The organism is Rhodococcus wratislaviensis (assembly GCF_900455735.1).
Taxonomy (GTDB): Bacteria; Actinomycetota; Actinomycetes; order Mycobacteriales; family Mycobacteriaceae; genus Rhodococcus_F; species Rhodococcus_F wratislaviensis.
On record NZ_UAUI01000028.1, the window covers coordinates 187733 to 212496 of the forward strand.

At 65.9% G+C, this 24764-nt stretch carries 23 protein-coding genes and 2 pseudogenes; 11 read left to right on the forward strand and 14 right to left on the reverse strand.

Going from position 1 to position 24764, the window contains the following annotated elements; all coding sequences use genetic code 11:
* Nucleotides 1–174: 174 nt before the first annotated feature.
* Both DTA22_RS34365 and DTA22_RS34370 read right to left on the reverse strand, forming a co-directional pair.
* Entirely contained in the window at nucleotides 175–1401 is a 1227-nt protein-coding gene (locus DTA22_RS34365; protein ID WP_112302371.1) for an NAD(P)/FAD-dependent oxidoreductase, read from the reverse strand.
* A gap of 54 nt (nucleotides 1402–1455) precedes the next feature.
* Nucleotides 1456–1731 carry an acyl-CoA-binding protein gene (locus DTA22_RS34370; RefSeq protein WP_112302372.1) on the reverse strand — a complete coding sequence of 92 codons (276 nt, stop codon included), beginning with the start codon at nucleotides 1729–1731 and terminating at the stop codon, nucleotides 1456–1458.
* A gap of 171 nt (nucleotides 1732–1902) precedes the next feature.
* On the opposite strand from DTA22_RS34370, the gene DTA22_RS34375 reads away from it, so the two are divergent.
* From DTA22_RS34375 to DTA22_RS34385, 3 genes are all read left to right on the forward strand, one after another.
* Nucleotides 1903–2349, forward strand: a complete 447-nt coding sequence (locus tag DTA22_RS34375; protein WP_112302373.1) for a hypothetical protein — start codon at nucleotides 1903–1905, stop codon at nucleotides 2347–2349.
* A gap of 219 nt (nucleotides 2350–2568) precedes the next feature.
* Nucleotides 2569–3912, forward strand: coding sequence for an SAM-dependent methyltransferase (locus DTA22_RS34380; protein WP_037237643.1), 1344 nt, complete (start codon nucleotides 2569–2571; stop codon nucleotides 3910–3912).
* Between the two features lie 162 nt (nucleotides 3913–4074).
* Entirely contained in the window at nucleotides 4075–4992 is a 918-nt protein-coding gene (locus DTA22_RS34385; protein ID WP_112302374.1) for an alpha/beta hydrolase, read from the forward strand.
* A gap of 97 nt (nucleotides 4993–5089) precedes the next feature.
* On the opposite strand, the gene DTA22_RS34390 is transcribed toward DTA22_RS34385, so the two are convergent.
* From DTA22_RS34390 to DTA22_RS36405, 3 genes are all read right to left on the reverse strand, one after another.
* On the reverse strand, nucleotides 5090–5590 hold the full coding sequence (locus tag DTA22_RS34390) for an SRPBCC family protein (protein WP_174233905.1): 501 nt from the start codon (nucleotides 5588–5590) through the stop codon (nucleotides 5090–5092).
* Nucleotides 5591–5679: 89 nt separating this feature from the next.
* On the reverse strand, nucleotides 5680–6357 hold the full coding sequence (locus tag DTA22_RS34395; protein WP_112302422.1) for a class I SAM-dependent methyltransferase: 678 nt from the start codon (nucleotides 6355–6357) through the stop codon (nucleotides 5680–5682).
* Nucleotides 6358–6787: 430 nt separating this feature from the next.
* Nucleotides 6788–7417 carry an alpha/beta hydrolase gene (locus DTA22_RS36405; protein ID WP_174233906.1) on the reverse strand — a complete coding sequence of 210 codons (630 nt, stop codon included), beginning with the start codon at nucleotides 7415–7417 and terminating at the stop codon, nucleotides 6788–6790.
* A 205-nt stretch (nucleotides 7418–7622) separates the two neighbouring features.
* Between DTA22_RS36405 and DTA22_RS36985 the strand changes: the two are divergent.
* A pseudogene (locus DTA22_RS36985) lies at nucleotides 7623–7712 on the forward strand (VOC family protein); the annotation flags it as partial.
* A 68-nt stretch (nucleotides 7713–7780) separates the two neighbouring features.
* On the opposite strand, the gene DTA22_RS34405 reads toward DTA22_RS36985, so the two are convergent.
* The 3 genes from DTA22_RS34405 to DTA22_RS34415 form a co-directional block, all read right to left on the reverse strand.
* Nucleotides 7781–9844 (reverse strand): transglycosylase domain-containing protein, encoded by a 2064-nt coding sequence (locus DTA22_RS34405; protein WP_112302376.1) that lies wholly within the window; start codon nucleotides 9842–9844, stop codon nucleotides 7781–7783.
* Nucleotides 9845–10024: 180 nt separating this feature from the next.
* Nucleotides 10025–10450: a hypothetical protein gene (locus DTA22_RS34410; protein WP_146777814.1), complete on the reverse strand. Its 426-nt coding sequence runs from the start codon at nucleotides 10448–10450 to the stop codon at nucleotides 10025–10027.
* A gap of 580 nt (nucleotides 10451–11030) precedes the next feature.
* Nucleotides 11031–12017 (reverse strand): GlxA family transcriptional regulator, encoded by a 987-nt coding sequence (locus tag DTA22_RS34415; protein ID WP_409372746.1) that lies wholly within the window; start codon nucleotides 12015–12017, stop codon nucleotides 11031–11033.
* 124 nt (nucleotides 12018–12141) lie between these two features.
* On the opposite strand from DTA22_RS34415, the gene DTA22_RS34420 reads away from it, so the two are divergent.
* Nucleotides 12142–12780 (forward strand): HD domain-containing protein, encoded by a 639-nt coding sequence (locus DTA22_RS34420; protein ID WP_112302423.1) that lies wholly within the window; start codon nucleotides 12142–12144, stop codon nucleotides 12778–12780.
* A 102-nt stretch (nucleotides 12781–12882) separates the two neighbouring features.
* Complete coding sequence (locus DTA22_RS34425; RefSeq protein WP_037237628.1) at nucleotides 12883–13320, forward strand: carboxymuconolactone decarboxylase family protein; 438 nt, start codon at nucleotides 12883–12885, stop codon at nucleotides 13318–13320.
* A 130-nt stretch (nucleotides 13321–13450) separates the two neighbouring features.
* Here the strand turns inward: DTA22_RS34425 and DTA22_RS34430 are convergent, their stop codons facing one another.
* Together DTA22_RS34430 and DTA22_RS34435 are read right to left on the reverse strand one after the other, a co-directional pair.
* Nucleotides 13451–14692 (reverse strand): amidohydrolase, encoded by a 1242-nt coding sequence (locus DTA22_RS34430; RefSeq protein WP_112302379.1) that lies wholly within the window; start codon nucleotides 14690–14692, stop codon nucleotides 13451–13453.
* A 35-nt stretch (nucleotides 14693–14727) separates the two neighbouring features.
* Complete coding sequence (locus tag DTA22_RS34435; protein ID WP_245973273.1) at nucleotides 14728–15513, reverse strand: zinc-binding metallopeptidase family protein; 786 nt, start codon at nucleotides 15511–15513, stop codon at nucleotides 14728–14730.
* Nucleotides 15514–15746: 233 nt separating this feature from the next.
* Here DTA22_RS34435 and DTA22_RS34440 point away from each other — a divergent pair, with 233 nt between their 5' ends.
* From DTA22_RS34440 to DTA22_RS36990, 3 genes and pseudogenes are all read left to right on the forward strand, one after another.
* A complete protein-coding gene (locus tag DTA22_RS34440) occupies nucleotides 15747–16820 on the forward strand; it encodes an MFS transporter (protein WP_235214425.1) in 1074 nt (357 codons plus the stop codon).
* Between the two features lie 432 nt (nucleotides 16821–17252).
* Nucleotides 17253–18134: an SDR family NAD(P)-dependent oxidoreductase gene (locus DTA22_RS34450; RefSeq protein ID WP_112302380.1), complete on the forward strand. Its 882-nt coding sequence runs from the start codon at nucleotides 17253–17255 to the stop codon at nucleotides 18132–18134.
* A gap of 5 nt (nucleotides 18135–18139) precedes the next feature.
* Nucleotides 18140–18372: pseudogene (locus tag DTA22_RS36990) on the forward strand (ferredoxin).
* 112 nt (nucleotides 18373–18484) lie between these two features.
* Here the strand turns inward: DTA22_RS36990 and DTA22_RS34460 are convergent.
* On the reverse strand, nucleotides 18485–18883 hold the full coding sequence (locus DTA22_RS34460) for a RidA family protein (protein WP_112302381.1): 399 nt from the start codon (nucleotides 18881–18883) through the stop codon (nucleotides 18485–18487).
* A 23-nt stretch (nucleotides 18884–18906) separates the two neighbouring features.
* The gene (gene pip / locus DTA22_RS34465) at nucleotides 18907–19908 is read right to left on the reverse strand and encodes a prolyl aminopeptidase (RefSeq protein ID WP_112302382.1); all 1002 of its coding nucleotides are present in this window, start codon (nucleotides 19906–19908) and stop codon (nucleotides 18907–18909) included.
* A gap of 65 nt (nucleotides 19909–19973) precedes the next feature.
* Between pip and DTA22_RS34470 the strand changes: the two genes are divergently transcribed.
* Complete coding sequence (locus DTA22_RS34470; RefSeq protein WP_037237616.1) at nucleotides 19974–21017, forward strand: Rv2578c family radical SAM protein; 1044 nt, start codon at nucleotides 19974–19976, stop codon at nucleotides 21015–21017.
* Here the strand turns inward: DTA22_RS34470 and DTA22_RS34475 are convergent.
* A complete protein-coding gene (locus tag DTA22_RS34475; RefSeq protein ID WP_112302383.1) occupies nucleotides 21004–21426 on the reverse strand; it encodes a PPOX class F420-dependent oxidoreductase in 423 nt (140 codons plus the stop codon). The two genes, DTA22_RS34470 and DTA22_RS34475, sit on opposite strands and share 14 nt — an antisense overlap.
* A 209-nt stretch (nucleotides 21427–21635) precedes the next feature.
* On the opposite strand from DTA22_RS34475, the gene DTA22_RS34480 reads away from it, so the two are divergent.
* Nucleotides 21636–22175: a hypothetical protein gene (locus tag DTA22_RS34480; protein WP_037237611.1), complete on the forward strand. Its 540-nt coding sequence runs from the start codon at nucleotides 21636–21638 to the stop codon at nucleotides 22173–22175.
* Nucleotides 22176–22915: 740 nt separating this feature from the next.
* Here DTA22_RS34480 and DTA22_RS34495 read toward each other — a convergent pair.
* Nucleotides 22916–24310: a DUF1254 domain-containing protein gene (locus tag DTA22_RS34495; protein WP_245973272.1), complete on the reverse strand. Its 1395-nt coding sequence runs from the start codon at nucleotides 24308–24310 to the stop codon at nucleotides 22916–22918.
* Nucleotides 24311–24764: the final 454 nt, after the last annotated feature.

The following is a 24764-nucleotide window of genomic DNA, read 5'->3' on the forward strand; positions in this document are numbered from 1 at the left end:
ATGACTTCGCCGTCGGAGGTGACCGGCTCCGGTCTGGCGGGCGACCGGCATGCCGGTCGTATAGTCGCGACGACCTGGCCACCCTGGTGATCGACGAGGGGGACGGCGCGGTCGACGACCTCGACCGCTACTCTGCTGCCGCATAGGGCGACACGGTCGTCAACTACCTGAGAGTCATTGTCCGGGATCGGGTCGTGCCTGCAGCGCCGGCGCGGCGGCGGCAAGCAGCGCGTCGCGGTCTCGGTTCAACGGGGGATAGATGCGTCGGGTGTTGATCGTGACCTTGGTGGCTTTGGCTTGCGCACCGCGCGACACCACCTGGCGATCCCACCCCTCGGTGTACACCGCCCCCGCCGGTCCCAGGTCGAGAATCGTAGCGTACCAAGGGATCCGGAGCGGGAGCATCGGCTCCCCGAGAAGATCGCCGATGACGTTGTAGCCCGCGTAGCGGCCCATCGGGCGCCCATGCTGGCACGACATCACCGACAGGTGGCCATCGTCCACCCGTGCCGCGGCGACGTCACCGGCGGCGAATACTCCGGGCGAGCCGACCACCCGCAGATAGTCGTCGACCGGCAAGCGACCGAGCCGGTCGCGGTCGGGACCGAGCTGCGCGGTCAGCGGATTCGCCCGCATGCCCGCACACCAGACGACGGTGCCCGCGGCCAGCACCTCACCGGAGGAGAGCGTCACTCCGTGCTCGTCGACAGCTGCGACGCCGACACCGGTCATCGTCTCGACGCCGTTGTCGGACAGAGCCGCTTCGATTACCGGTCGCGCCGATGCTCCCATGTCGGAACCGACGTAGGGGTTGTGGTCGATCAGCACCACCCGCGGTTCGACGTTGCGTCCCGCGCACACCTTTGCCAGCATTCCGGGCAACTCGGACGCCGTCTCGATACCCGTAAGTCCGGCGCCGACCACCACCACGGTCGCCGCACCCACGTCCGCTCGGCCGTCGGACAGCGCGGCCAGGTGGCGCTGTAGCTTCGTAGCGCCGTCGTAGGTGTCCACGTCGAAACCGAATTCCCGCAAACCGGGGATGTCGGGTTTCGCTACCCGACTGCCCAGTGCCAGGACCAAGCGGTCGTACCGCTGTGTGTGCTGTGCCCCGTGACCCGAGAGGGTGACGCTGCGCGCGGCGGTGTCGATCGCCGTCACCTCGGCGGCGACGTGCCCGACGTCGACCGGGTCGAGCACGTCGCTCAGTGGGATGCGGCACGCACTCAGGTCTGCCTCGTAATTGCGGACCCGGATGTCGTGGAACGGCTGCTTACTGATCACCGTGACATCGACGGTGTCTGCTGCGTCGAGTTCGTCGAGCCGCCGGGCCGCTCCCAGCGCGGCCCATAGGCCGGCGAATCCCGAGCCGAGGACGAGGACCCGCTTGGAATCAGTCACCCCGATATCGTGCCAGGTCCACGCCGGGGCGACCGCTGGATCACGCGGGATCGTTCATCCAGCCGAACTGGTTCCCTGCGTGAGCCGGGCTACCAGGTCGACGTAGCCCTGCTTGGCGTCGGCGCTGCTCGTACCTGTCAACTTGGCCCAGGCGTCGTACTTGGCGCGGTTGACCATGTCGAGCCGACCGGGCCGCTTGCCCTCGACGTCACCCTTCGACCCCTGCTTGTACAGCGCGTACAGCCGCAGCAGTTCATCGTTGGCCGGCCTCGAGGTGAGCTTCTTGATGTTCTCCTGTGCGTCGGCAAACGCCTGATCCAGATCCGACATGGGTACCCCTGGCTCTCGGACGGACTCTTCGACGCAATCGTAACGCCGGAGCCGATGGCGCCTGATCCGTTCGCTCGGAGTCGGCGGCGCGATCGTGTTCGGGCAGAGCGAGCAGCTGCACGGGGATACTGTGGGCGCGAGCACCTCGTCACCCGACAGAGGAGAACGCCCATGCGCACCTTCGTGCATCTGGTCCTGTTCGCGTGCGCCATCGCGGTCGCGGTCGGCGCCTTCTTTCCGATCGTCGGCGAAATACAGCCGAGCGATGTCGCGCTGATCGATCTGCGCGACGGTTTCCCCACCGGGTTCACCTTCGAGCAGGTCGAGTATCAGTCCGTGGTGTTCTACAAGTCGGCGACGGCGCTGCTGCTGCTGGCTGCGATTCTGCTGCTGGTCGCCGCCCTGGTGGGTTCACGCGCGGCCGGGTGGCTGGGCGTGATCGTGGGGGTCGGTACCACTGCGGTGTTCCTGTGGCGGCTCCATGACCGCGTCGGTGACTTCGTCCGCGACAACTACGACAACGTGCTCAGCGGCCGTTGGGGGCTGTACCTCGTCGGCGGCGGCCTGGCAATCGCGCTGCTTGCCCTGCTGGTGCCGAAGGAACGACAAACGGCGTGAGTCGAGCCCATTCGACGACGGCGAGTCGGCGTCGAGAAGCAGGGGTGACGCCGAGCGGGAATTGGTGTGATGGTGTGCGGCGATGGGGGTTCCGTCGATATGGTCGACGAGGTTGGTTTGCAGGACGTCTGGTGCGGGTTGACAGGCCTGTGGGTCACGACGAGCGCGGTGAACTGAACAGCCGCGGTGGTGCGGACCCACACTCTGATGGAGGTGTGTATGACGGTCTCTGACACGGTGGCGCCGCTGGTTCGTGCCGTGCTGGGTGCGCAGGTCCCGGTAGGGATCAGGTGTTGGGACGGTAGTCGCAGTGGGCCTTCGGATGCGCCGTGGCAGGTGCACATCGTCAATCGGCGTGGTCTTCGGCGGTTACTGTGGGCGCCCAACGACCTCGGTTTCGCTCGGGCCTACGTCTCCGGCGATATCGACATCGAGGGCGACCTGCTTGCTGGACTGGATGTGTTGGAGCAGATGTCGGACCCGAGTAGGGGTCCCGGTGTACGGATAGACAGACAAACGAAGAAGGCGCTGGTGACAGCGGCGCTGCGTCTGGGGATCATCGGTCTGCCACCGAAGCCGCCGGCGGAGGAGATGAAACTCGCGCGCGGGCACCGGCATGACAAGGGTCGTGACGCCGCCGCGATCAGTCACCACTACGACGTCGGCAACGACTTCTACCGGCTCGTGCTCGGTGAGTCGATGACCTACTCATGCGCGTACTGGGTGCAGCAGAGCGAGGATCTGGATGCGGCCCAGTACGCCAAATGCGATCTGGTTGCGCGCAAGCTCGGCCTGACCGCGGGGATGCGGGTACTCGACGTCGGCTGCGGGTGGGGGACCTTCGCGTTGCATGCGGCCCGGGAGTACGGCGTGCACGTCGTCGGTGTCACCCTGTCCCACGAGCAGGCGAAGTACGCCGGCAAACGGATGGTCGACGCGGGCGTGGGGGACTTGGTGCAGATCCGGGTTCAGGACTACCGCGACGTCGCCGACGGTCCCTACGATGCGATTTCGAGCATCGGCATGGCCGAGCACGTCGGTGCCGCGATGCTGTCGACCTATGCCGCGGACCTGTTCGCGTTGCTACGCCCGCGGGGGCGGTTGCTCAACCACGCGATCTCGCGGCGACCAGGCAAATCCGATGCCACGTTCTCCAAGACGTCCTTCATAGATCGCTATGTTTTCCCCGACGGAGAAATCGAACCGATCGCGCCGATGATCGAGGCGCTCGAAGGGGCCGGTTTCGAGGTGCGCGACGTCGAGTCGCTGCGCGAGCACTACGCGTTGACTCTGCGGGCCTGGGTGGGGAACCTCGAGGCGAACTGGGACGAGGCGGTGGCGTACAGCAGCGCCGGTCGGGCACGGGTATGGCGGCTGTACATGGCCGGCGCGGCGTTGGCTTTTGCGGGTAATCGACTCGGGATCAACCAGGTTCTGGCAGTCAAATCCTCCGAACGGGGTCACAGCGGCATGCCCGGTACCCGTGACGAACTCTTGCAGCCATCCGCACAGATACCATCTCGACAGGATCGCGAACAGGGAAAACCGTTGGGAAGTGGTTAATGTGACCGGCGACAGCTCTGCTGCTGAGCGGTTGTCCGGTGTAACGCCATAGCGCCGTTCTGCGCGTGCCGAGGGACCGCGCAAAACCCAGGCGGGTTGAACGGTGCCGAGCGCGACGCGGCAATAGGGTCGTGATGAGATCCCCGAGTGTGAGGAGGGCGCGTGCGGTTCGCGCTGGACGATTTATTGGCTGACGTGCCTGCGGACCAGGTCGATGAAGCTCGGAGTTTCTACAACTCGCGGGCAGCCGGCCGTGGCCCCAGCTCTCCCGAGGAGTTGAGGGAAACGCGGGCGAGGCGGTCCGCTACTTCTCCCGCCGATCCACCGGCGATTGAAAAGATGGTCGAAGCCGCGGGAGTGCGTGTCCCGGTGAGGATTTTCACTCCCACAGAGGGCCGAGCGCGGGGCGTCTACCTGGACATACACGGGGGCGGCTTCTACATGGACTCCGCAGCGCGAGACGACGGGCGTAACCGCAGGCTCGCAGACACTCTCCATATCGCCGTCGTCAGCGTCGACTACCGGCTGGCGCCCGAGCACCCGTGGCCGGCCGCACCCGACGACTGCGAGGCGGCGGCGCTCTGGCTCGTTGAACACGCTGATGACCACTTCGGATCCTCCCGACTGGCGATCGGGGGGCGATCGGCGGGAGCGACACTCGCTCTGGCAACCCTGCTCCGACTGAGGGACAGCGGCGACGTCGAGGGGTTCACCGGCGCCGCACTCCAATTCGGCACCTATGACTTGAGCGCGCAGACTCCGGCCGGACGTCGGATCGCAGACGAATATTTTCTCCAGGCCTACGTCGGCCACGTGGAAGATCGCACCGCTCCCGACATTTCTCCCATCTACGGTGACCTCCACGGCCTTCCCCCGGCGCTGCTGGTCGTCGGGAGCACAGACGTGCTGTTGGAAGACAACCTCGCGATGGCAGGTCGGCTCTCCGCCGTCGGCAATGACGGCGAACTCCGGATCTATCCCGAGTCGCCCCACGGGTTCACGGGCCACCCCACGGCAATGGCCAGGACGGCGCTCAGCGGCATCGATTCATGGCTGCTCGAGCGGTTCGCCCAACCGTAGGATCACTCGATGGCGATCAAGGTTGGGGCGCTGTCCTCCACGCCGGAAACCGGCGTGCATTTTCTCGCTCTCCGCGTCGGGGCCGACCGGCAGATGCCTAGCCGTCGGGAGTCCGAGCCCGAGACGTCGCTGTGGCAAACTCGGCCAGGTGGTGCAGCGAGTTGGTGAGATGCTCAGGACCGAACGGCGGGAACTGGAGGTATTCCCGGATGAACTGCGGCACCGCCGACCAGTCGTAGGTGAGCGTGACCTCGGTCTCGGACGGACCAAGCGGCACCAGGTCGTAACGCCAGATCCAGCCGCCGAACTCCAGGTGACCGTCGTCATTCTCCTGCCCGGTCAGCCAGCCGATGGCGCGAGGTGGGTCGAGCACCTGGACCTGGTTGGCCACCTGATATTCGCCGTGTGGATGGTTTGGGTGATACATGTCCATCCGGAAGATCTGCCCAACCTCGGTCAGCGGCGACCGGTCGGCGGCTTGCTGCACCCAGCCGGTGCCGTCGATCACAGAATGGGTTGTCGGGTCGGCCAGCACGGCGAACACCCTGGTAGCGGGCACGGCGACAGTCAGGGTGGCGCTCACGTTCTCCCGGTCCATGATGTGCACGCTCCTTCACCGAATCTTCGTGCCTCCCGCAGGAGCGGAAGGGGCATTCATTACATACAGACTGCGCGGCGACGCGGAATTCATCGGTCGTGTGGGCAGCAGTCGGTGGCCCGTCCCGAAGGCCGATCGGCTAGCGGTCTAGTTTGCCGGCGTGCGGTGATTGCGCCGTGAGGCCTGTGGCCGATCCCCGTTCGCGTATGCGTCTCGATCACCTCGAAGCCGGCCGTGACCAATTTCTGGCTGAGTTCGGCAACAGGCCATCGATAGGCAGTGGTTACGGCATGGTCGAATGTCCCTACGGTTGCTGCTTCGAAGAAGCCCACCAATAACCCTCCACCCGGCCGAATCACGCGCGCGAACTCGGCGAGCGGAGTCTGGATGTCCTGCGGACTGTGGTGAATGAGCGAGTACCAGGAAAGCACACCACCCAGTGATTCTGTCGTGGTGTCCAATGCCTCGAAGCCGCCGACTTCGAAGGAAAGGCCTGGATACTCCATTCGAGCTCGTTCAACGAACTCAGGCACCAGATCGATCCCGCTCACGGCTGGTCCGCACTCGGCCAAGAAGTCTGTCCACTGCCCCGGGCCGCACCCAGCGTCGAGCACGGGACCTGTCAGGGTGGCGGCCCAGCTGCTCACCAGGGCCCGATCGGTTGGGTGTGTCGACGTCATGGAGCCAAAGAGATTCGCGTACTCCTGGGATCTGGCCGAGTATGACTCTCGGACGGTGTCGCCTGGTTGGGTGCTCGTATTCGCCATGCCGTCCATGATTGTTCATGGGGTGCCCCGTTGCCGAACCAACGGTGGGATGAATTCTGCCGCCGCGCGTGGATCCTTGAATACTTCTGTGGGACGTATTGTTTCTCCGGTGAGTAGAGATAGTTGGGCAGATCATTACTGCGGCCCATCAATGCAGGGGGAGACTCGAGGTCTCTGTGCAGCCGAGTTCTGAAAGAGCGTTCTCCCGTTGTGTCGGTGCAGCGAAGGCCGAAACGGACGTGGGTGACGCCCGGACCGCGCTCAGGCCTGCGACCGTCAGCTACGGCTCACTCTCGAAATGGTTACGCGTAGGCATAGTCGAAGACGGAACGAGCGCGACGCATGTCGGCGAAGTAGCGGATCATCGAGCTCGGTGCGGAATGTGCTTTCGCTCCGCGTGATTCGTGGCCGCTGCCCGGAAGGAAGGTCCTCAGTTGGCCAGCCGCTGAAGGATCGCATCCAATGCCGCGTCAGCGTTCTCACCGGCGAAGATGTTCTGTCCGTGGGCGGAACCAGGCAGAAGGATCACCACATTGTCATCGCCCGGTGAGCTGTCGGCGAGTTGCTGCGACACGTTGGCGACGGGCTCGTCCTCGCTCGCGATGAACAGCTTGGGCTCCCCGCCGAGGCCGTCGACAACCCGGTTGGGGGAGAGCAGAACCAGCTGGTCGGAAAGGTCGGGCTGCTGCGAGGCCAGTTGCACGATCGCATCGGCGCCCGCACTTCCGCCCACCAGCGCGACGTCGGCGTGCCCGTCGTTCTGGAGCTTCGCTACGGCGGCGGCGATCGACTCCGGCGCGATGTCCTCGACTGCGATCACAGTGGCACCCTGGTCGGCGATCGCCGCGGCCTGCCTCTCCCAGCTGGCAGCGTCGAAGACGGCACCGTGGGCCAGAACGACTCCGTACCCGCCATCGCCCCACTGCAGTGCGTCGCCGCCGCCGACCTCGATCTCGGTGCCGTTGGTGTTACCGTCCGTCGATGGTGTGTTGTCCTCGTCGGAGCAGCCCGTGACGACGAGTGCGAGGAGCAGCAAAGGAAGGGCGAGTAAGGCCTTCATGTCTCAAACATACTGCCGAGGAGTCCACCCTTGGCGCGATTGCGGGACGCACACCGGCATACCGGTATACCGAATGAGGGTCGGTGACCGGTCCCTGATTCGGCTACTGGTCGGACGCCGTTGATCACAAATTTCTCGCCCTCCGCGCTTGACCTTCGAGTCGACTCGAAGGCTTACCGTCGTTGCATGAGTACTCAGTGAACTCGTGCTCGGTTGCCGCGACCCTGAGGTGCTGGCGCGGTTCTGGTGCGAGGTCCTCGACTTCGTAGTGCTCGACTGCGAGGAGGACTGTATCGTCGCGATCGTCACAGCAGCTCGTACTTCCGACGGATATGCCTACGGGTGGGCACGCCCGTCGTCCGGTCAGCGGGCGTAGCGCGGGTCGATCGGAGGCAGGGTGGTGGGGCCGAAGTTGTTCGCGATCGGCATCATCGCCGTGAACCAGGTGCGGGCCGGCTCGGTGCCGCCGAACAGGTTGCCGTCCCCACACGAGCGCAGCGGGCTGGTGCAGATCTGGCCGGGGGTCGGCGAGTCCCCGAATACGTAGACGCTGCCGGCCAGGTTGTTGGTGTACCCGATGAATGCCGACGACATGTGCGATTCGGTGGTCCCGGTCTTGCCGGACATCGGCAGCTTCCACCCGGCGGCCGCGGCCGCGGCCGACGCCGTGCCACCGGGCAGGTCGTCCTTGCTGAGCCCGTTGGACAGGGTGTCGGCCAGGCCGGGATCGACGACCTGCTCGCAGGCTTGCTGGGTGAGAGGGACCGGCCGGCCCTCGCGGTCGACGATCGAGTCGATCGGGGTCGGTGGGCACCACTTGCCGTGTGAGGCCAGGGTCGCGGCGACATTCGACAGTTCGAGCGGGTTGATCCACACCGGGCCGAGGGTGAACGACCCCAGATTCTGGTCCTTCTGCATGTCGGCCAGGCTCTGGTCTCCGAACCCGGAGGTGCCCGGTTCGCTGTACGACCGCATGCCGAGACGCACTGCCATGTCCACCGTCGCATCCACCCCGGTGGTCTGGAGAAGTTTCACGAACGCGGTATTCGGTGACTGGGCGAGGGCGTCGGTGACCGACAGTGCTCGCGGATACGGGGCGGCGTTCTGAACGCAGTAGGTCGCCGCCGGGCAACCGGGGGCGCCGCCGTCACCCATCCCGCGGGCGTCGAACCGGCCGGGCACGTCGAGGATCGTATTGAGTCGCAGACCCTTCTCCATGGCCGCTGCGGTGGTGAAGACCTTGAATACCGATCCGGCGCCGTGCCCGGACAGTGAATAGGGCAACTCCTGAACCGTCTCGGCGGCGGCCGCGTCCAGGCCGTAGTTGCGGCTGCCCGCCATGGCCAGGACCCGATGTTGGTCCTGCCCGGGCTGGACGACGTTCATCACACTCGCGATGTCAGGGAGTTTCGGGTCGGCGTGGGTGGACACCGCCGACTTCACCGATCCCTGCACGGCCGGATCGAGGGTGGTGCGGATCAGGTAGCCGCCCTTTTCGATCTGCTCCCGAGACAATCCGGCGGTCTGGAGGTACTGCAACGCGTAGTCGCAGAAGAACCCGCGGTCGCCGGCGGCGATGCATCCGCGGGGCAGGTTGTTCGGTTTCGGAAGCACTCCGAGCGGCGATTCCTTCAGGGCGCGGATCTCGGCGGCCCGGTCCGGAACATTGACGATCAGGGTGTCCAGGACGACATTGCGGCGCTCGAACACCCCCTCTGGGTTGGTGTACGGGTTGAGTGCGGAGCTGGACTGCACCATGCCCGCGAGCATCGCCGACTGCGCGAGGTTCAGGTCCTTGGCGTCGATGCCGAAGTACGTGCGGGCGGCGTCCTGCACCCCGAAGGAACCGTTGCCGAACGGCACCAGGTTCAGATACCGGGTGAGAATTTCCTCTTTGGAGAGTTCCTGATCGAGGGTCATTGCCATCCGGATCTCCCGGATCTTGCGGACGGGCGTGGTCTCGATCGCGGCACGGCGTTCGGCGTCGGTCTTGGCGACCACGTGCAGCAGGTAGTTCTTCACATACTGCTGATTGATGGTCGAGGCACCCTGTTCGATCTGACCCCTGGTGGTGTTGGTGAAGAACGCCCGCATCGTGCCCTGCCAGTCCACCCCCTGATGTTCGCCGAACCGCCTGTCCTCGATGGAGAGAATCGCCAGTTTCATGTCGTTGGAGATCTGGTCGCTGGGCACCTCGAAACGGCGCTGGTCGTACAGCCAGGCGATCGGGTTCCCGGTGACGTCGGTCATGGTCGTCACCGCCGGCACCACCCCGTCGGCCAATTCGGCCGAGGAATTACCGACGCTGTCGGCGGCGCGGTTGGATGCGTACCCGAGTCCGGCGGCGATCGGGAACATCACCCCGGCCAGCATTACCCCCGCGGCCAGGGTGGCGCCGGTGAGTTTGAGAACAGTCTTGGATTGCATTACGGCACCTCATTCGACGGTCCACCGGCAATGAATCAACCGGTGCTGGAACGATTATCGGGCCACGCGGCACGGCCGGGGCGGGAATGACACGCGTGCGGCGCACATTCCGGTGGCGGTCACGAGAGGGTGGGAGAGGTGATGGATCTGACGGTACGGCGGCGGCCGAGGCCTGGCCTGTCACACCCGCAGCACACAGGAGCTTCGTCGCACGGGCATCGGGGACACCGCCGAAGTCGAGGACGGTGCCCGGGCGCGGACCGGCCAGGACGGCAGCCCGCAGTCGGCGCCGCGCACCGGGGTGCGGCGCCGTGCGAGCGCGCTCACCAGCACCGCCAACGCTCCGGCGAACGCGGTCAAGGTCAGCTGCAGATGCACCGGCGGGTCCGTTCCCCGGTAGACCGTGTCGGCGGTGGCGGACGTGGAAGTGTTCGGATCCGCTTCGGCACCGAAGAGAGCCGGGAGCGCCTCGTGTACCGCGCCCGCCGCGTTGGTGTGGCTGGCCTGCAGGGCCGTCAGCACCGCACCGATCGTCGCGAGCACGGTGACGAGAAGCAGCGCCGAGCGCCGCCGCGAAGATTGCCGACCGCCACACACAAGGGTCAAGGTAACACCGATAGCGTGTTCCCTGACCGGTTCCGGGGATAGGGGATCAAGGCGGTGAACCGGTGGGCGATCGGCCACCCGTAGAGGGGACCGATCAGCGACCACGCGAACGGAACTTACTCGACCGGAACATAGGGTCAGACCAGTTGGTCCGCGTCGGGATCGTCTGCGATCTCGGTGCGGCGGACCTGTTGGGCGTGTCCAGTCGACGTGGGTGAGCGTTGGGCGGTGGGTGAGACAGGCGATGATCGACGGCAACCCGTCGGATGGCCCGGTGGCCGCGACCGGGGTGTGCTTCGTTATGGTGGAGTGCGCTCGCTCGGTCCTCACTTCCGTTGCAGGGGTGGTGAAATCGACACCAAACAGCCCCCAAGCCACAGAAGGGTTTTGGTGACCCGCGGACCTGCGAGATCAGTGACCACCTGCCGGAGTGGATGTCGGCGCCCCCTGGCGGGAGGGGATCATCGCCCAGGGCCATGAACCGGGAGAACGTCGAGGAAGCCGATCGCGCGTTCACCGAAGAGGACGTGTGCCGAGCCGATCAATTGGCCGACTGTGACGAAAAGTCACGTGTCTCGGGCTATCCCGCGTCGGCGCGGTGCGCAGTGCCGAAGCGGCGTTGGTAGACCGTAGGCGACATCGACAGCTCCCGCACGAAGACTCTTCGTAGGCTCTCGTAGCTGGGGAATCCGGCGAGTGATGCTGCCTGCGTCGCGTTGTGTCCCTGGTCGAGGAGGGCCTTTGCCAGGTCGAATCGGACCAGCTCGACGTACCGGGCTGGTGTGGTGGACAGCTCGGTTCGGAAGAGTCGCGTGAGGTGTCGAGGGCTCACATTGAGATGTCGGGCGAGTTCGGCGAGCGAGTGGTTCCCGGCGGGGTCCGCCGTCACAAGATCCACTATTCGGCGGAGGGCTGGAGTGCGCGGCGGTGGGCCCTGGAGTGGGGCCGAGAACTGCGATTGTCCGCCCGCACGCTGCAGGTAGACCACCAGGCGGCGGGCGACGTCGCGGGTCAGGTCGGGGCCGTGGTCGTCCTCGACCAGCGCCAGCGCCAGGTCGATGCCGGCGCTCACGCCCGCGGATGTGTACGTGGTGCCGTCGCGAACATAGATCGAGTCGGGTGAGACGAGGGTCGTGGGGTGCCGGGCGGCGAGTTCGTGTGCGACTTTCCAGTGCGTAGTCGCGCGTTTGCCCTCCAGGAGGCCGGCCGCGCCGAGGATGAACGCTCCGGTGCAGATGGAGCCGATCCGGGCGGCTCGCATCGCGAGGGTGGCGGTGGCCTCGACGAGGTCACCGGCGATGGCGGTGCGCGGGTAGATGTCGCCGCCTGCGACGAGGAAGGTGTCGGGGGCGGGCTCCGATCCCGCGTTGCCGTCGACGGAGATCGTGATGCCGATCGAGGACGCGACGTCGGCACCGGTCGGTGACAACAACACGATCTGGTAGTCGGCGCCGCATCGATTGGCCTCCGCGAACACCTCGGCGGGGCCGGCGACGTCGAGAAGCTTCACCCCGTCGTAGACGAGGATCGCGACCCGATGCGGGTGGGGGCTCGTGTGCACGCTCACCGCCTGTCCGGATTCGGGTGCTTCATGGCCGGACGGAGGCGGCGCCGGAGGGTCGAGGGAGGGCACCGTGGAGGGACGGACACACCGTCCGTTCTACAACATCGACACCGGAAAGTGCAGGACCATGACCGAGATCATCGCAGGAGTAGAGATTCCCGAGACGCGGGCGGCAGCCGAGGCCACTCGTTTCATCAGGGAGACGACGAACCCGCTGATCTTTCATCACTCGCGGCGGGTGTTCCTCTTCGGCACGCTCGCGGCCCGCGAGCGCGGCCTGCAGCCGGACCCTGAGCTGCTCTACATCTCTGCCCTGTTCCACGACACAGGCCTGCTCACACCCTTCTCGGAAATCGAGCAGCGGTTCGAGCTCGACGGGGCCGATCACGCCCGCAAGTTCCTGCTCGATCGCGGTTTCTCCGACGCCGCCGCGGAGGTGGTCTGGACGGCGATCGCGCTGCACACCACGCCTGGGATTCCCGGCCGGATGGGCGACGAGGTCGCTTCCACGAATTTCGGTGTCCTCACCGATGTGGTCGGGCTGGGTCTGGACGGGCTGGCCCCGGACCAGGTGGAGGAGATCACCGCCGCCCATCCGCGGGGTGACTTCAAGAACGAGTTTCTGCGTGCCTTCGTCGACGGGCTCGGCCATCGCCCGGACACCACCTACGGGACGGTCAACGCCGATGTGCTGGAGCACTTCGTTCCCGGCTTCCGCAGCATCAGCATGGTGGAGCGCATCATGGGGTCGGCGTGGTCTGCGTGACTGGCAGGCACCGTGCGATCTTCAGGCAATTCTCGTTTCAGCACTATCGGCGTGGGCGCCCTGATCCCACGACCATTCGGCAATCTACACAGAAGGACCATTATGACCAGCGTGAATATCGGCAAGCAGCACCCGTCCGTATACCAGAGCCTGATGAAGATGGATGCCGAAGTGAAAGCTGCCCTGGAAGCGGCGGGGGTGGGCCCGCTCCTGGTGGAGTTGGTGAAGATCCGCGTCTCCCAGCTCAACGGCTGCGCCTTCTGCCTTCGCCTGCACACCCGTGACGCCCTGGCGAAGGGGGAGACGACGGATCGACTCGCGGTCGTCGCGGCGTGGTGGGAGGCGCAGTACTTCAGCGACCAGGAGCGGGCGGCGCTCGCCCTCGCCGAGCAGGTCACCGCGCTCGCTGTTCCGGAACGGCGGACCTGGGATGACGGCTCCCTCACCGACGCGCAGGTGTCCGCGATCAGCTGGCTCGCGACGGTGATGAACGCCTGGAACCGGGTTGCCGTCACCAGCCACTACCCGGTTGCGCCGTAGAGTTCTCGGCCCTCGGCGCTTTCTCCGAGGGCCGATTTACGGATCGTGTCGGGGCACCCGCGCTCGGCGCCGTGGTGACAGGGGATCGCGATGCCGAGGGAGAAGAGGTCCGTCAGTGAAACGTAGGCACTCACGCCCAGGTCGCGATCCGGGTGGACCCCTTCGGCCGTTCCGCCTGCAGACGCAGCAGTTCACCGCGGACCTCGGCGTCCAGCGCGATGTCGAGGACCGTCCACGCCAGGGCCGTCGCACCGTCCAGGACCGCGGCGTCGGCGGCGGGACTTGCTGCGGCGTCGGCGAAGTCGGAGTTGTGTGGAATGGCGGTGCTTCCGAGCACGGCGACCGTGGGATGGATCGACGGCACGACCTGGGACACGTTCCCCATGTCGCTGGACCCTCCGCCCAGTGAGGCGGACGTCAGTTCGCGACCGGTGGCCTGCAGGTTCCGGTCCCAGATGTCCGCGAGCAGCGGGTTCTGGATCATCGGTGCGTACGGCGGTTCCGTCGTCGTGTACGTCCACTCGCATCCCGTGGCGAGGGCTCCCGCTTCGAAGCAGGCGAGCACACGGGTCTTCACTTCGCGCCACTCCTCGATTTCCGGCGCCCGCACCTCGACCTGTACGACGGTCCTGGCCGGGATGATGTTGGTGACCTCACCGCCGTGCGAGACGAACGCGTTGACGCGTGTTTTCGCCCGGAACTGCTGGCGGACCAGCCCGATGGCGTTCAGCGCGATCGTCGCGGCGGCACCGGCGTTGATTCCGTGCTCGGGTGCGCCGGCGGCGTGCGCGGCGCGACCGGTGAACGTGACCTCGAACCGGTCGACCGCCTGCATCCACAGTGAGGCACAAGGCATGTCCGTTCCCGACGCGCCATGCACCATCAGAGACAACGCCGCGTCGTCCCACGCCCCTGCCTCGAGCATGGGAATCTTGCCGCCGCCGTGCTCCTCGGCGGGGGTGCCCAGCAGTTTGACCCGGAGACCGGCCTCGTCGGCGACCGCCGCGAGAGCGAGGGCGGCGCCGACCCCGGCGGCCGCGATCATGTTGTGCCCGCACGCGTGCCCGACCTCGGGCAGCGCGTCGTACTCGGCGCAGATCGCGACGGTGAGGTCGCCGCTCCCGTAGATCGCCTCGACGGCCGTGTCGAGTCCGTAGACGCCGACGGTCGTGTCGAAGCCTGCTCTTCGGAGGGCGTCCCCGACGAGCGCGGCGGCCTGATGCTCCTCGAACGCGATCTCGGGTGTGCCGTGAATGCGATGGCTCAGTCCGAGCAGTTCGTCCTCGTGGTTCCGGAGCACTTGTGCCGCCGTGTCCTTCAGCGCTCCCGTGCGCGAGTCGGTGGTGTCGCCTGCGGAGGTGGCGAGAGTCATGTGCGGGTTCCTTCCTCGGGGTGGGTGACAGACGATCACTGCGCGGCGACGGCGTCGCGAAGAGGCGGGGCGACGACCCCGTCGGGAAGTGGTGAATCGTAAGGGGTCTCGGAGGTGCGCGCCGTGAACTCCTTGCGCGCCGAGGCCAGCAACTCGGTGTCCGTGAGGAGGTCCGCGGCGGTCGTGGCCATGATCTTGGCGGCATGGATCATCCCCTTGTGCGCGGCGGGAAGCTTGCCCTGGGCGACCATCTGCCACGAGTGGGCGGCCGTGCCGGCGCTGACGCACGCCGTGGCGCACTGCACGAGCGGTGTCACCCAGCTGACGTCGCCGAGGTCGCTGGATCCGGTCATCGTCGGCCGCGGAGTGCGTGCGTCGAACGTGACGATCCCCGTGTGCAGCGCGCTTCCGTCGCCCTCGAATTCACCGCCGAGAGTGCTCGCCGTGCGTCCCGTTACGGCCCCGGTGACGAACGCTGCCGCGGACTCGAGGTCGGTGTCGTCGAAAGGGACCGGCCCGAGGATGCGGAGCCGCTCCTGCATCGAATCCTCGAGGACCGTGTTGGGCAGGATGTCCGAGCATCCGCCGTCGATCTCGATCTCGACCGCGGTCTCGGTCATCAGGGCGGCGCCCTCGGCGATCTTCGTCACGCGGGCGAACAGCTCGCGCATGCCGGCCACGTCGGGCGACCGCACCAGGTAGTAGGCCTCGGCGGTGGCCTGGACGACATTGGGTGAGCGACCGCCGGTGTCGAGGATCGCGTAGTGAATCCGGCAATCCGACGGCATGTGCTCACGCAGGAAATTCGTGCCCACGTTCATGCCCCGATCCGTGGTCCTCACCTGCTTGGCCATCACGATCCTCGATGGTGTCGACCTCATCATGTTCGGCGCAGTTCTGCCAACGTTGTTGGAGATCAAACAGTGAGGAATCAACACCGCGACAGCGGGATTGATCGGAAGTCTGTCACTGTTCGGCATGATGACGGGTGCCATGCCGGCCGCCTACATCACCGACCTCATCCGGCCGGCGACCCGTCGTACTCGCCTGCATAGTGAGCTTCAGCCTGTTCACCGCGTTGTGCGCTAGTGCGCCGAACGTTGAGGCCTTCGGTCTCTTCCGGTTGCTTGCCGGACTCGGTTTCGGCGGAGCTCTCCCCACCCTCATTACGCTCACCCAGGAATACGTCAAGGTCGACCGACGACAGTTCTACAACGGGGTCATTCAGACTGGCTTCCCGATCGGCGGGTGTCTGGTCGCCGTTGCTGCCATCTTCATGATTCCCGCTTTCGGATGGAAATCGATGTTCGCCGCGGGTGGCCTGCTCGGCCTCGTGTTGTTTGTGACTGCCTATCGGGATCTGCCCGAATCGATCGCATTCCTGACCGGCAAGGGTCGGCACGATGAGGCCCGCACGCTGGCGCAGCGTTACTCGATCGATGCCGCCGCCGAGTCGGGAATTGCCCTCGAGCAGTCGAGAGGCGCTACTACCGAGGCGAAGTCGGGAGTGAGGCTGCTCTTCGCGCCCGGTTATCGGATCGCGACGATCATGTTCCCGCTCAGCACCTTCTTCGGCCTCCTCGTCTCCTACGGGATGAACACTTGGATTCCGCAGATGCTGAGGGCTTCCGGCTACGACCTCGGATCCGCGTTGGTGTTCCTGCTCGCATTCAACCTCGGCAGCGGGTTCGGCATAGTAGTCATCACGGGTCTGGCGGATCGGCTGGGATCGCGCCCGGTGATTTCAGTGAGCTTCATCGGTGGTGCACTCGCAGTCTCCGCGCTGACCCTGCAGCCGGCGCAGGCGCTCGTATTCGGATTGGTTCTGCTGATCGGTTTCTGCGCCTCATCCACGACCGGTGTCTACGGATTCGTCGGCGTCTACTACCCGGCAGCGGCGCGCGGGACGGCGCTCGGGCTGGCGGTCGGGCTTGGGCGGTTGGGCGGCGTTTGCGGGCCCATTCTCACCGGCCTGATCATGAGTTCAGCTCTGGGATCGTGCTGGGCCTACTACTCATTCGCGGTGGCCGGAGTGGCTGCGGCAGTGCTGGTGTCGTTGGTACCCCGAACGAATCGAGTCGTGGACGTAACGCCTGCGACCGTCGAGAAGACCGCAGAACTCACCTGAGTCCGGCTCTTTCCGACCGCAGTGGAGTGAGGTGCGACCTCGTGTGCGAGAACGGCACGGCTGCCGGTGGGAGCGGTGAACCCGCTGCGGTGCACGGTGTGGCGAGTGGTGACATGGAAAGGCCGACTGATTTGAGAACGAAAACGAGACTGACATGCCCGTGTGGAACTGCGATCACCGGCACGGACGAAGACGATCTGGTGGCGAAGACTCGGATGCACCTGACCGAGTCGCATCCGGGAATGGACTACTCGCGCGACGAGATCCTTTTCATCGCGTACTAGATGAGAACGAGGGGAGAACTCCGAGGGCAACACTGATTGACGTTCCAATTCACCAATATGTGACCGCGGTCCGACGACAGCGCGGGCTCGAGAGTTTCTGTCGTCCAATATCTTCCGAGCTGTTGAATTTTCGAACTGAGGAGCGTCTATGAAACTCGAAGGTAAGGTCGCGCTGATCACCGGTGCCGGGTCTGGGCTGGGGCGTGAGGCGTCACTGTTGTTCGCGTCGGAGGGCGCGAAGATCGCGGTGGTCGACATCGATCCGGAGCGTGCGAAGGGCACAGTCGAGTTGGTCGAGAAGCAGGGTGGTTCGGCAGTCGCGGTCACCGCGGATGTGCGGGTGGAGCGGCAGGTGATCGACGCGGTGGCGGCGACAGTTGCGGCGTTCGGCAAGCTCGATATCGCATGGGCTAATGCGGGGATCGTCTCTCGTGGTGGTGTGCCGTCAGTGGCCGGTGGTGAGCAGGTCGATTTCCAAGATCTGACGGATGCGGACTGGCAGGACGTGATCGGTGTGAACCTGTCGGGTGTGTTCTACACCGCGAAGGCTGCGGTGCCGGCGCTGCGGGCGAATGGGGGTGGTGCCATCCTGGCGACATCGTCGGCTGCGTCGTTCGTGGCGTACCACAGCATCGCGGCGTACTCGGCTACGAAGGCCGGTGTGAACGGAATGGTCCGGGGTTTGAGTCTGGATCTCGGCAAGTATGGGATCCGCGTCAATGCGATTGCCCCGACACATGGAATGTCGCCGAACTTCCTGGCGCCGGCGGGTGCGCCGGTGGTGGGTCGGTCCTACGAGGAAGTGGCTGGTCCGTGGGATCCTGAGGTGTCACCGATTCCGCTGAAGCTGAATCGTCCACCCTCATTGACGGATAACGCACGGGCTGCATTGTTCCTGGTGTCGGATGAGTCGGCGTATATCTCCGGTGTGACGTTGCCGACGACCGACGGCGGCACATTGTCTCGTGTGGCGATGATGTTCCCGGAGGATGGGAACAATCCTCCGCCGATGGTCACAGGCGAAGAGTGACGGTCATGACTGTCCGTGACCCGGAACCGAACCACGGGACGCGTCGCCTCGTCGTGGATCGATCGGTGTATGCGGGACACGGCCTCTGTTACGGCCGTTCCCCTGGGGGCATCGACTGTGATGATGCCGGGTATCCGGTGACCCTCCTGAGTCACTGGAGCTGGACGAGCACGTCGGGGCGGCCGAGGAGGCCGTCATGGTGTGCCCCGAACGAGCCCTGGTACTCGAAGCGCTCTAAATCTGGGAGTCGCCCCGGTGGCTGCTGACGTGTCGATGGTCGCGGAACAACTGGTTGATGTGTGGGGAGGCGGACAGGTGTACGTGGGTGAGGTGCCGCCTCCCCGCGTCGGTCAGTCGCCGATGACGGCGTCGGCCTCGATCTCGATGAGCAGGGCTGGGGCGATCAGCGCGCTGACCTCGAGGATCGTGGTGGCGGGACGAATCTCGCCGAAGACCTCGCCGTGCGCGATGCCGGCCTCTTCCCACCGGCTCATGTCGGTGAGATACATGCGGGTGCGGATCACATCGGTCGCGCTCGCGCCGGCCTCCGTGAGTGCTGCCTCGATCCGGCGCAGCGCCTCCCGGGTCTGTTCACCGAGATCGTTTCCGCCGACGGGGCCGTCGGGACCCGACGCCGTGGTGCCCGACACGGACACGAGCTGACCCATGCGCACGGCACGGGAATAGCCGATCTTGGCCTCCCACTCGGAACCGGACGAGATGTTGTTTCTGTTCGACATGAGCGACATTGTCGCAAGCCCCGATCTGACGCTCACCAGTGCGGTCGAGGGAGTTCCCGTTCCGGCTCCGCGAACCGTGCCGTCGCGGACGTCATACGCTCGGCGATCCCCGGATGACCCGCAGCATGTCCGGCGCCGTCGACGACGTCGAGCGCTGCAGCGGGCCAGGCCTGCGCGAGTGTCCAGGCGATGTCCGGGGGTCCGCTCAGGTCGAGACGCCCGTGGACGAGCGCGCCGGGAATCTCCGCGATTCGGTGCATGCGGTCGAGGATCTCGCTGTCGCCTCGCCACGCCGTGTGCCGCCAGTAATGGGTGACGAGGCGTGCGAAGCAGGCCCGGAACCGGGGATCCTCGTACCGCGGATTGCCGCGGGGGTCGGCGGTGACGTGGACATGCCGGTCTTCCCACTCGCACCACTTCCGTGCTGCCTCGTATCGCACGGAGGGATCGGGATCCTCGAGGAGGTCGTTGTACGCCTCGGCGAGGCTGCCTGTTTGCTGCGCGACCGGAACTCCGTCCCGGAATCGGGCCCACTCGGCGGGGAAGAACCGTCCCACATCGCGCGTGACCCATTCGACTTCGCGAGCGGTGGTGGTCACGACCAGACCGAGTACCAGTTCGGACACACGGCCTGGATGCGCCTGGGCGTAGGCCAGACCGAGAGTCGAACCCCACGACCAGCCGAGGACGAGCCATCGATCGATGCCGAGTTCCGCACGCAGGCGTTCGATGTCCGAGACGAGGTGGTCGGTGGTGTTGGTGGAGAGGTCGACGCGCGGATCGCTCGCGTGAGGAGTGCTTCGGCCGCAGCCGCGTTGATCGAAGAGGATGACGCGGTACAGCTCGGGATCGAAGTACCGCCGCATTCCCGGAGTGCACCCGGAGCCGGGGCCGCCGTGCAGCACCACTGCCGGTTTGCCGACGGGATTTCCGCACTGTTCCCAGTGGATGAGGTGTCCGTCGCCGACGTCGATCCTGCCGTCAGCGTGTGGTTCGGTCGCGGGATAGAGGCCGTTGGCGTCCCTGGCGGTCACACGTCGACAGTAGTCCGATCCGGCGAAGCCTTGACACCGGTTAGAACAAATGTTCGCATGTACTCATGAGGTGGGATGGGCAAGCGGTCGACGCCGACGACGGTGCACTGCCGGGGCTGGAACGCGCCGGGCTCGTGCGCAGCGTGCAGACACCCGAATTCGACGGCATCACCTTCCACGAGGTGCTGTGCAAGAGCGCGCTGAACAAGATGCCCGAGGAGTCACAGCTGCCGTTCCGGTTCACCGTCAACGCCTTTCGCGGATGTTCGCACTCGTGTCGCTACTGCTTTGCACGGCCCACCCACGAATACCTCGACCTCGACGCGGGCCGCGATTTCGACAGTCAGATCGTCGTGAAGACCAATGTCGCGGCGGTGCTGCGCAAGGAGCTGGGGCGTCGGTCGTGGAAGCGTGAACACGTGGCGCTCGGCACCAACACCGATCCCTATCAGCGAGCGGAAGGCCGGTACCGCCTGATGCCCGGCATCATTCGCGCGCTGGCCGAATCCGCCACCCCGTTCTCGATTCTGACCAAGGGGACGTTGCTCCGACGCGACCTCCCGCTGCTGGCTCTCGCCGCCCAGCAGGTGCCGGTCAGCATCGGCGTGTCGCTCGCGATCCACGATCCCGACCTTCAGAAATCGATCGAGCCGGGAACGCCCACTCCGAAGGCGCGCCTCGATCTGATCCGGGCGATCACGGACGCCGGCCTGCCCTGCAATGTGATGGTGGCCCCCGTCATTCCCTTCCTGACCGATTCGGTGCGGCATCTGGACGGACTACTCGAATCCATCGCCGATGCCGGCGCCTCGGGTGTGACCGTCTTTCCGATGCACCTGCGCGGTAGCACCAAGGGCTGGTTCATGAACTGGCTGTCGACAGAGCATCCGGCGCTCGTCCGTCAGTACCGGCAGTTGTACGGGCGGGCGGCCTACGTTCCGCCCGAATACAAGTCGTGGCTGAAGCAGCGAGTCGACCCCCTCGTCGACCGGTACGGCCTGGGCGGTGGGGCGAACCATCGCGAGGCCGGGAACACCGAGGCCGTCGAGTCCGATCGCGGTGAACTGGTCGGAGCCGGTCGTCCCGGGGCGGCGCTCACTCTCTTCTGACGTGAACCGTCCGCCTCGGCTCGTACCACTCTGCGCCGGCAGGTTCTCCCGCCATGTTCCAGCTCCACGAAATGGCCGGTGCGATGCGAACATAGAGGCCGGGGCCGACCATGCCGTCCCGTTCCACCGGCTGATCGGCCGTGCCGTAGATCCGGATGGACCGCGCGACGAACGGTTCGAACGACACCAGGTCGTCGACGACCAGCGACACCTTGGCGTTCCCGGCCCGGATGTTCCGGAACTTGCGGGTACCGGCGACCGACGCGCCGGAACCTCCCACCCAGAAGTCCGTTCCGTCGAACTCGAATGCGAGTGGAACCACGTCGGGTTGCCCGTCTGCGCCTACGGTGGCGACGCGAGCGATCGGCTGCGACCGCAGATAGGCGATCTCTTCGTCCGTGAACGGCATGGAAGTCTCCTTTTCGATGTCACCCGATGTCACGGTGTCGACACTAGAGCGTGTCTGCTTATGGCGGACGCGATGATGGATGACGAGCGCCGCGTAGGAGATACCCCGCGGCCTGTCCCGCACGCCATTGCCAGGTCTGCGCTGCCACGCAGCGAGTAGCCTGACACTGCACCAGGGTCGGGATGGATCCAACTCGAGAGGCTGACGCCGTGCGTCGTGCAGGAATTCGTCGTTCGTTCGTAGCCTGGGCCGCGGCATCGGTGGCGGTCCTCGCGATCCCGCTCGGCTCGTCCGTCACCGCGATGGCGGACACGCCGCCGGTCCCGGCAGCGACGACCACGGCGTTCCAGGTCCCGGTGCGGTTCGTCGCAGGATGCCTGTTGCTGACCGTGTTGGCCTGTGACTACCCGCCGCCGCTGTCAACCGTGACACCGTCGGCAACGACGGGTGCATCCGGCGTGGTGGCCTTTGCGGTGGAGCGTTCCGCGACGACCTCGAGATACTGCGTCGCCGTGTCGGTGAATTGGCGGAACCTGACCACCGGCGTCGCCGGCACCATCGCCCTCCAACTTGTGGAGCGCGACCCCAGTGGGCCCACCGCACCGGGGGATTGGTGCCGATACGCGCCCGCGACGGTCGTCACCGGCAGCGGGATGATCGCCGCGGTCGCCGACGTCGGCGCGTACCCTCCGGTCGATGGGTACCAGATACTGGTCCACCCGGGGCTCGGCACCTTCCCTGTCCCATAGAGCATCTGTGCTAAATGACGGGCTCGAGTGCGGACCTGTGGGCTGTGATCGAGCCGGCCTTACCTGCCCCGTCGGACGCAGGGGACGTCCTTGGAATCGCCCTTTGAATCACCGCTCTTTGCTGGCGGTGCGAAGTCCGGATTGGTCGAGTTGATCATCAGTTCTCGCAGTGTGGGTGTGGCCGTCATGCCGGTCACACCCACTACTCATTTTCGCCGCGCCCCGATCCAAGGAACGGGCGAGTATCGGGATCGCATCGAATCTGCCGTTCTCGGAGTGGGGCACCGTCTTTCCGGTCTGCGGCCCCCTGCTACCGACACCTGCGGCGCGACCTCGCTCCCTGCACCCACTGCGGCCACCGTCGTCCGCTCGTCGGTGACGACGGCGGCGGGGGACAGGTGTGCGAGCCCTGCTCGGGCGATGGTCGCAACTGGCACTGCACCCGCTACGGACGCGTCGACCTCCTCGTTGCCGGCACCCATTGCTTCGCCTGCGACACGGCCGTGCGCAGCCACCCACTGGCGCATCATCGCCGGCCGCGGCGTCCGCGAACTCCGCTTCGTGCGGCCGGTACGCCCCGCCGACATCGTCACCGGATTCTTGGTGATCGAGAACATTCGGGCGGCGCGAGGAACCGGTGATGTGATCACCCTGAAAGGGACACTGGTGAACCAGACCCGGGACACGGTGTTCACCATGCGCACCGGCATTCAGGTGCACCACCGACCCTCCTGCGACGCTCACTGCGACGTCTTGTCGAAATCCGGTAACTGCCACGACCCATCGAACGCCGGCGCGTCGGGGCCGTAGATGCGGAAGTAGACGAACCAGCCCTGCCCCGGGAGGGTCTGAATCCAGCGGCCGGCCTCCTCCGACGCCGGGGAGTCCGGACCGAAGTGCAACACGATCGGGGCCTGCGGGTCGAGGTCGGACAGTTCGAACAGCGACCGGAGCGCGGCCCGGTTCTGCTCGGTCCGGATCTCACTGCGGGTTTCGGCGTCGTAGACCGTGATCGACCAGAACAGTTTCGCCGGCACCGGCTGCGGCACCGTCAGGGTGTAGGTATTCGAGCCGTTCAGGTAGGTACCGTTCGCGTCACGTAGTCCGAGCCAGTACAGCGATCCGGCGCCCGGGCTGCGGGCGAACATCGCGGGGGATTCGATCTGCGCCTGGTAAAACCACTTCTCCCGGGCGTACAGATCCACGTAGTTCGCCGTCTCGAATGTTCCGTTCTCCGGCCGGAGCACCGCCCATTCCCAGTGCCGCCCCTCCCACACTGTGCGTTCGGGACGCCGGTCGGCGAACGACTGCACACACAGCTGGGCGTGCCCCAGTTCGGCGGCCCGGGTCAGGATGATGCTCATCCGTTCGTCCGGCTCGAACGGGGCGCCCTTGGCGATTCCGAGCGCGGCGAGCTCGCCGTACTGACTCCGATACCCCTCGTACGCGGGTTCGGCGTCGATGATGTCGTGCAAAACCTGCCAGTACTGGAGATTGTCCTCCCACCGCACCGGGGTGAAATCGAGATCCGCCTGGCGGCTGAGATCGATCCAGGTCGGCTCAGTCCATTCGGCGACCGGTTCGTGCGGGTACACCGTCACCGACTTCATCAGCGTGATCGCACCGGCGACGTCCTTGCCCTGCGGCAATGCCCGCACCAGCACCAGCACCCGGTTGGTCGTCGACCGCCCCGAATAGACATCGTCGGGGATAACGCCGTCGTATCCCGGCGGGATTACCAGATGCTTGCCGCCCGCGGCCTTCGCCGGACCTGGGAGCCCGATATCCATCACCCACAGCTGATTCAGGTCGTTGACCGCGCCCATCAACGGTCCCGGGGGCAACTCCAGCACCATCGGGCCACCGCTCAAGTCCAGCGCCAGCCCGGTATACGGGGTGTCGGAGTTGGGGGTGAACACGAACTGCTGCGGGGTGCCCTCGAGCAGGGCGAAGACCTTGTTCGGCACCACCCCACCCGAGAGGTTGCCGCGCCAGGTCGCCTCGAGCGAGACGGTCGGATAGAAGAACCGGTAACACTGGATCGCCCGCACCAGATCCGCGTCTTCGTATGCCCGCCGAATCGTCTCCTCGGTGGGATACCCGCCCTCGAATCGAGTCCTGTCACCATCGAACATCGTCGACACCTCCGCCATCGGGCCGGCAACCCCTTCCGTTCATGCTTCGCATACCGCCTGGAGTGCGCCTTCACCCGAAGCGGGTGAAACGGGCTGATCTCTCGCGCCTGATCACAAGAGAAGCCCGACTCGCCGCCCTCCTCGCCCGCGTAATGGTCTTCCCGACGAAATGGTCCGGGCCGTGCCGTCGGCAGGCTTGACGGCGGGGCACCGGTATGCCCGACATCCGAATCCCCGGGCGGTCGGATGGGTGCCCTGTGCCAGTTCCCTGTTCCCGCAGCCTGATTGTGCGTGGGCACGGCCGGTCGCGGCGCGCAAGGCGGAGCGGCGGTCCCGGTTTCTCGAGGCCGCGCCGACCGTCCTCGCCGCGAAGGGGTACGCGACGAGCAGCGTCGCCGACAATGTCGGTGCCTGTTGGGTCGATGCAACAGCAAGGCCCGTGACCTGCAGAAGA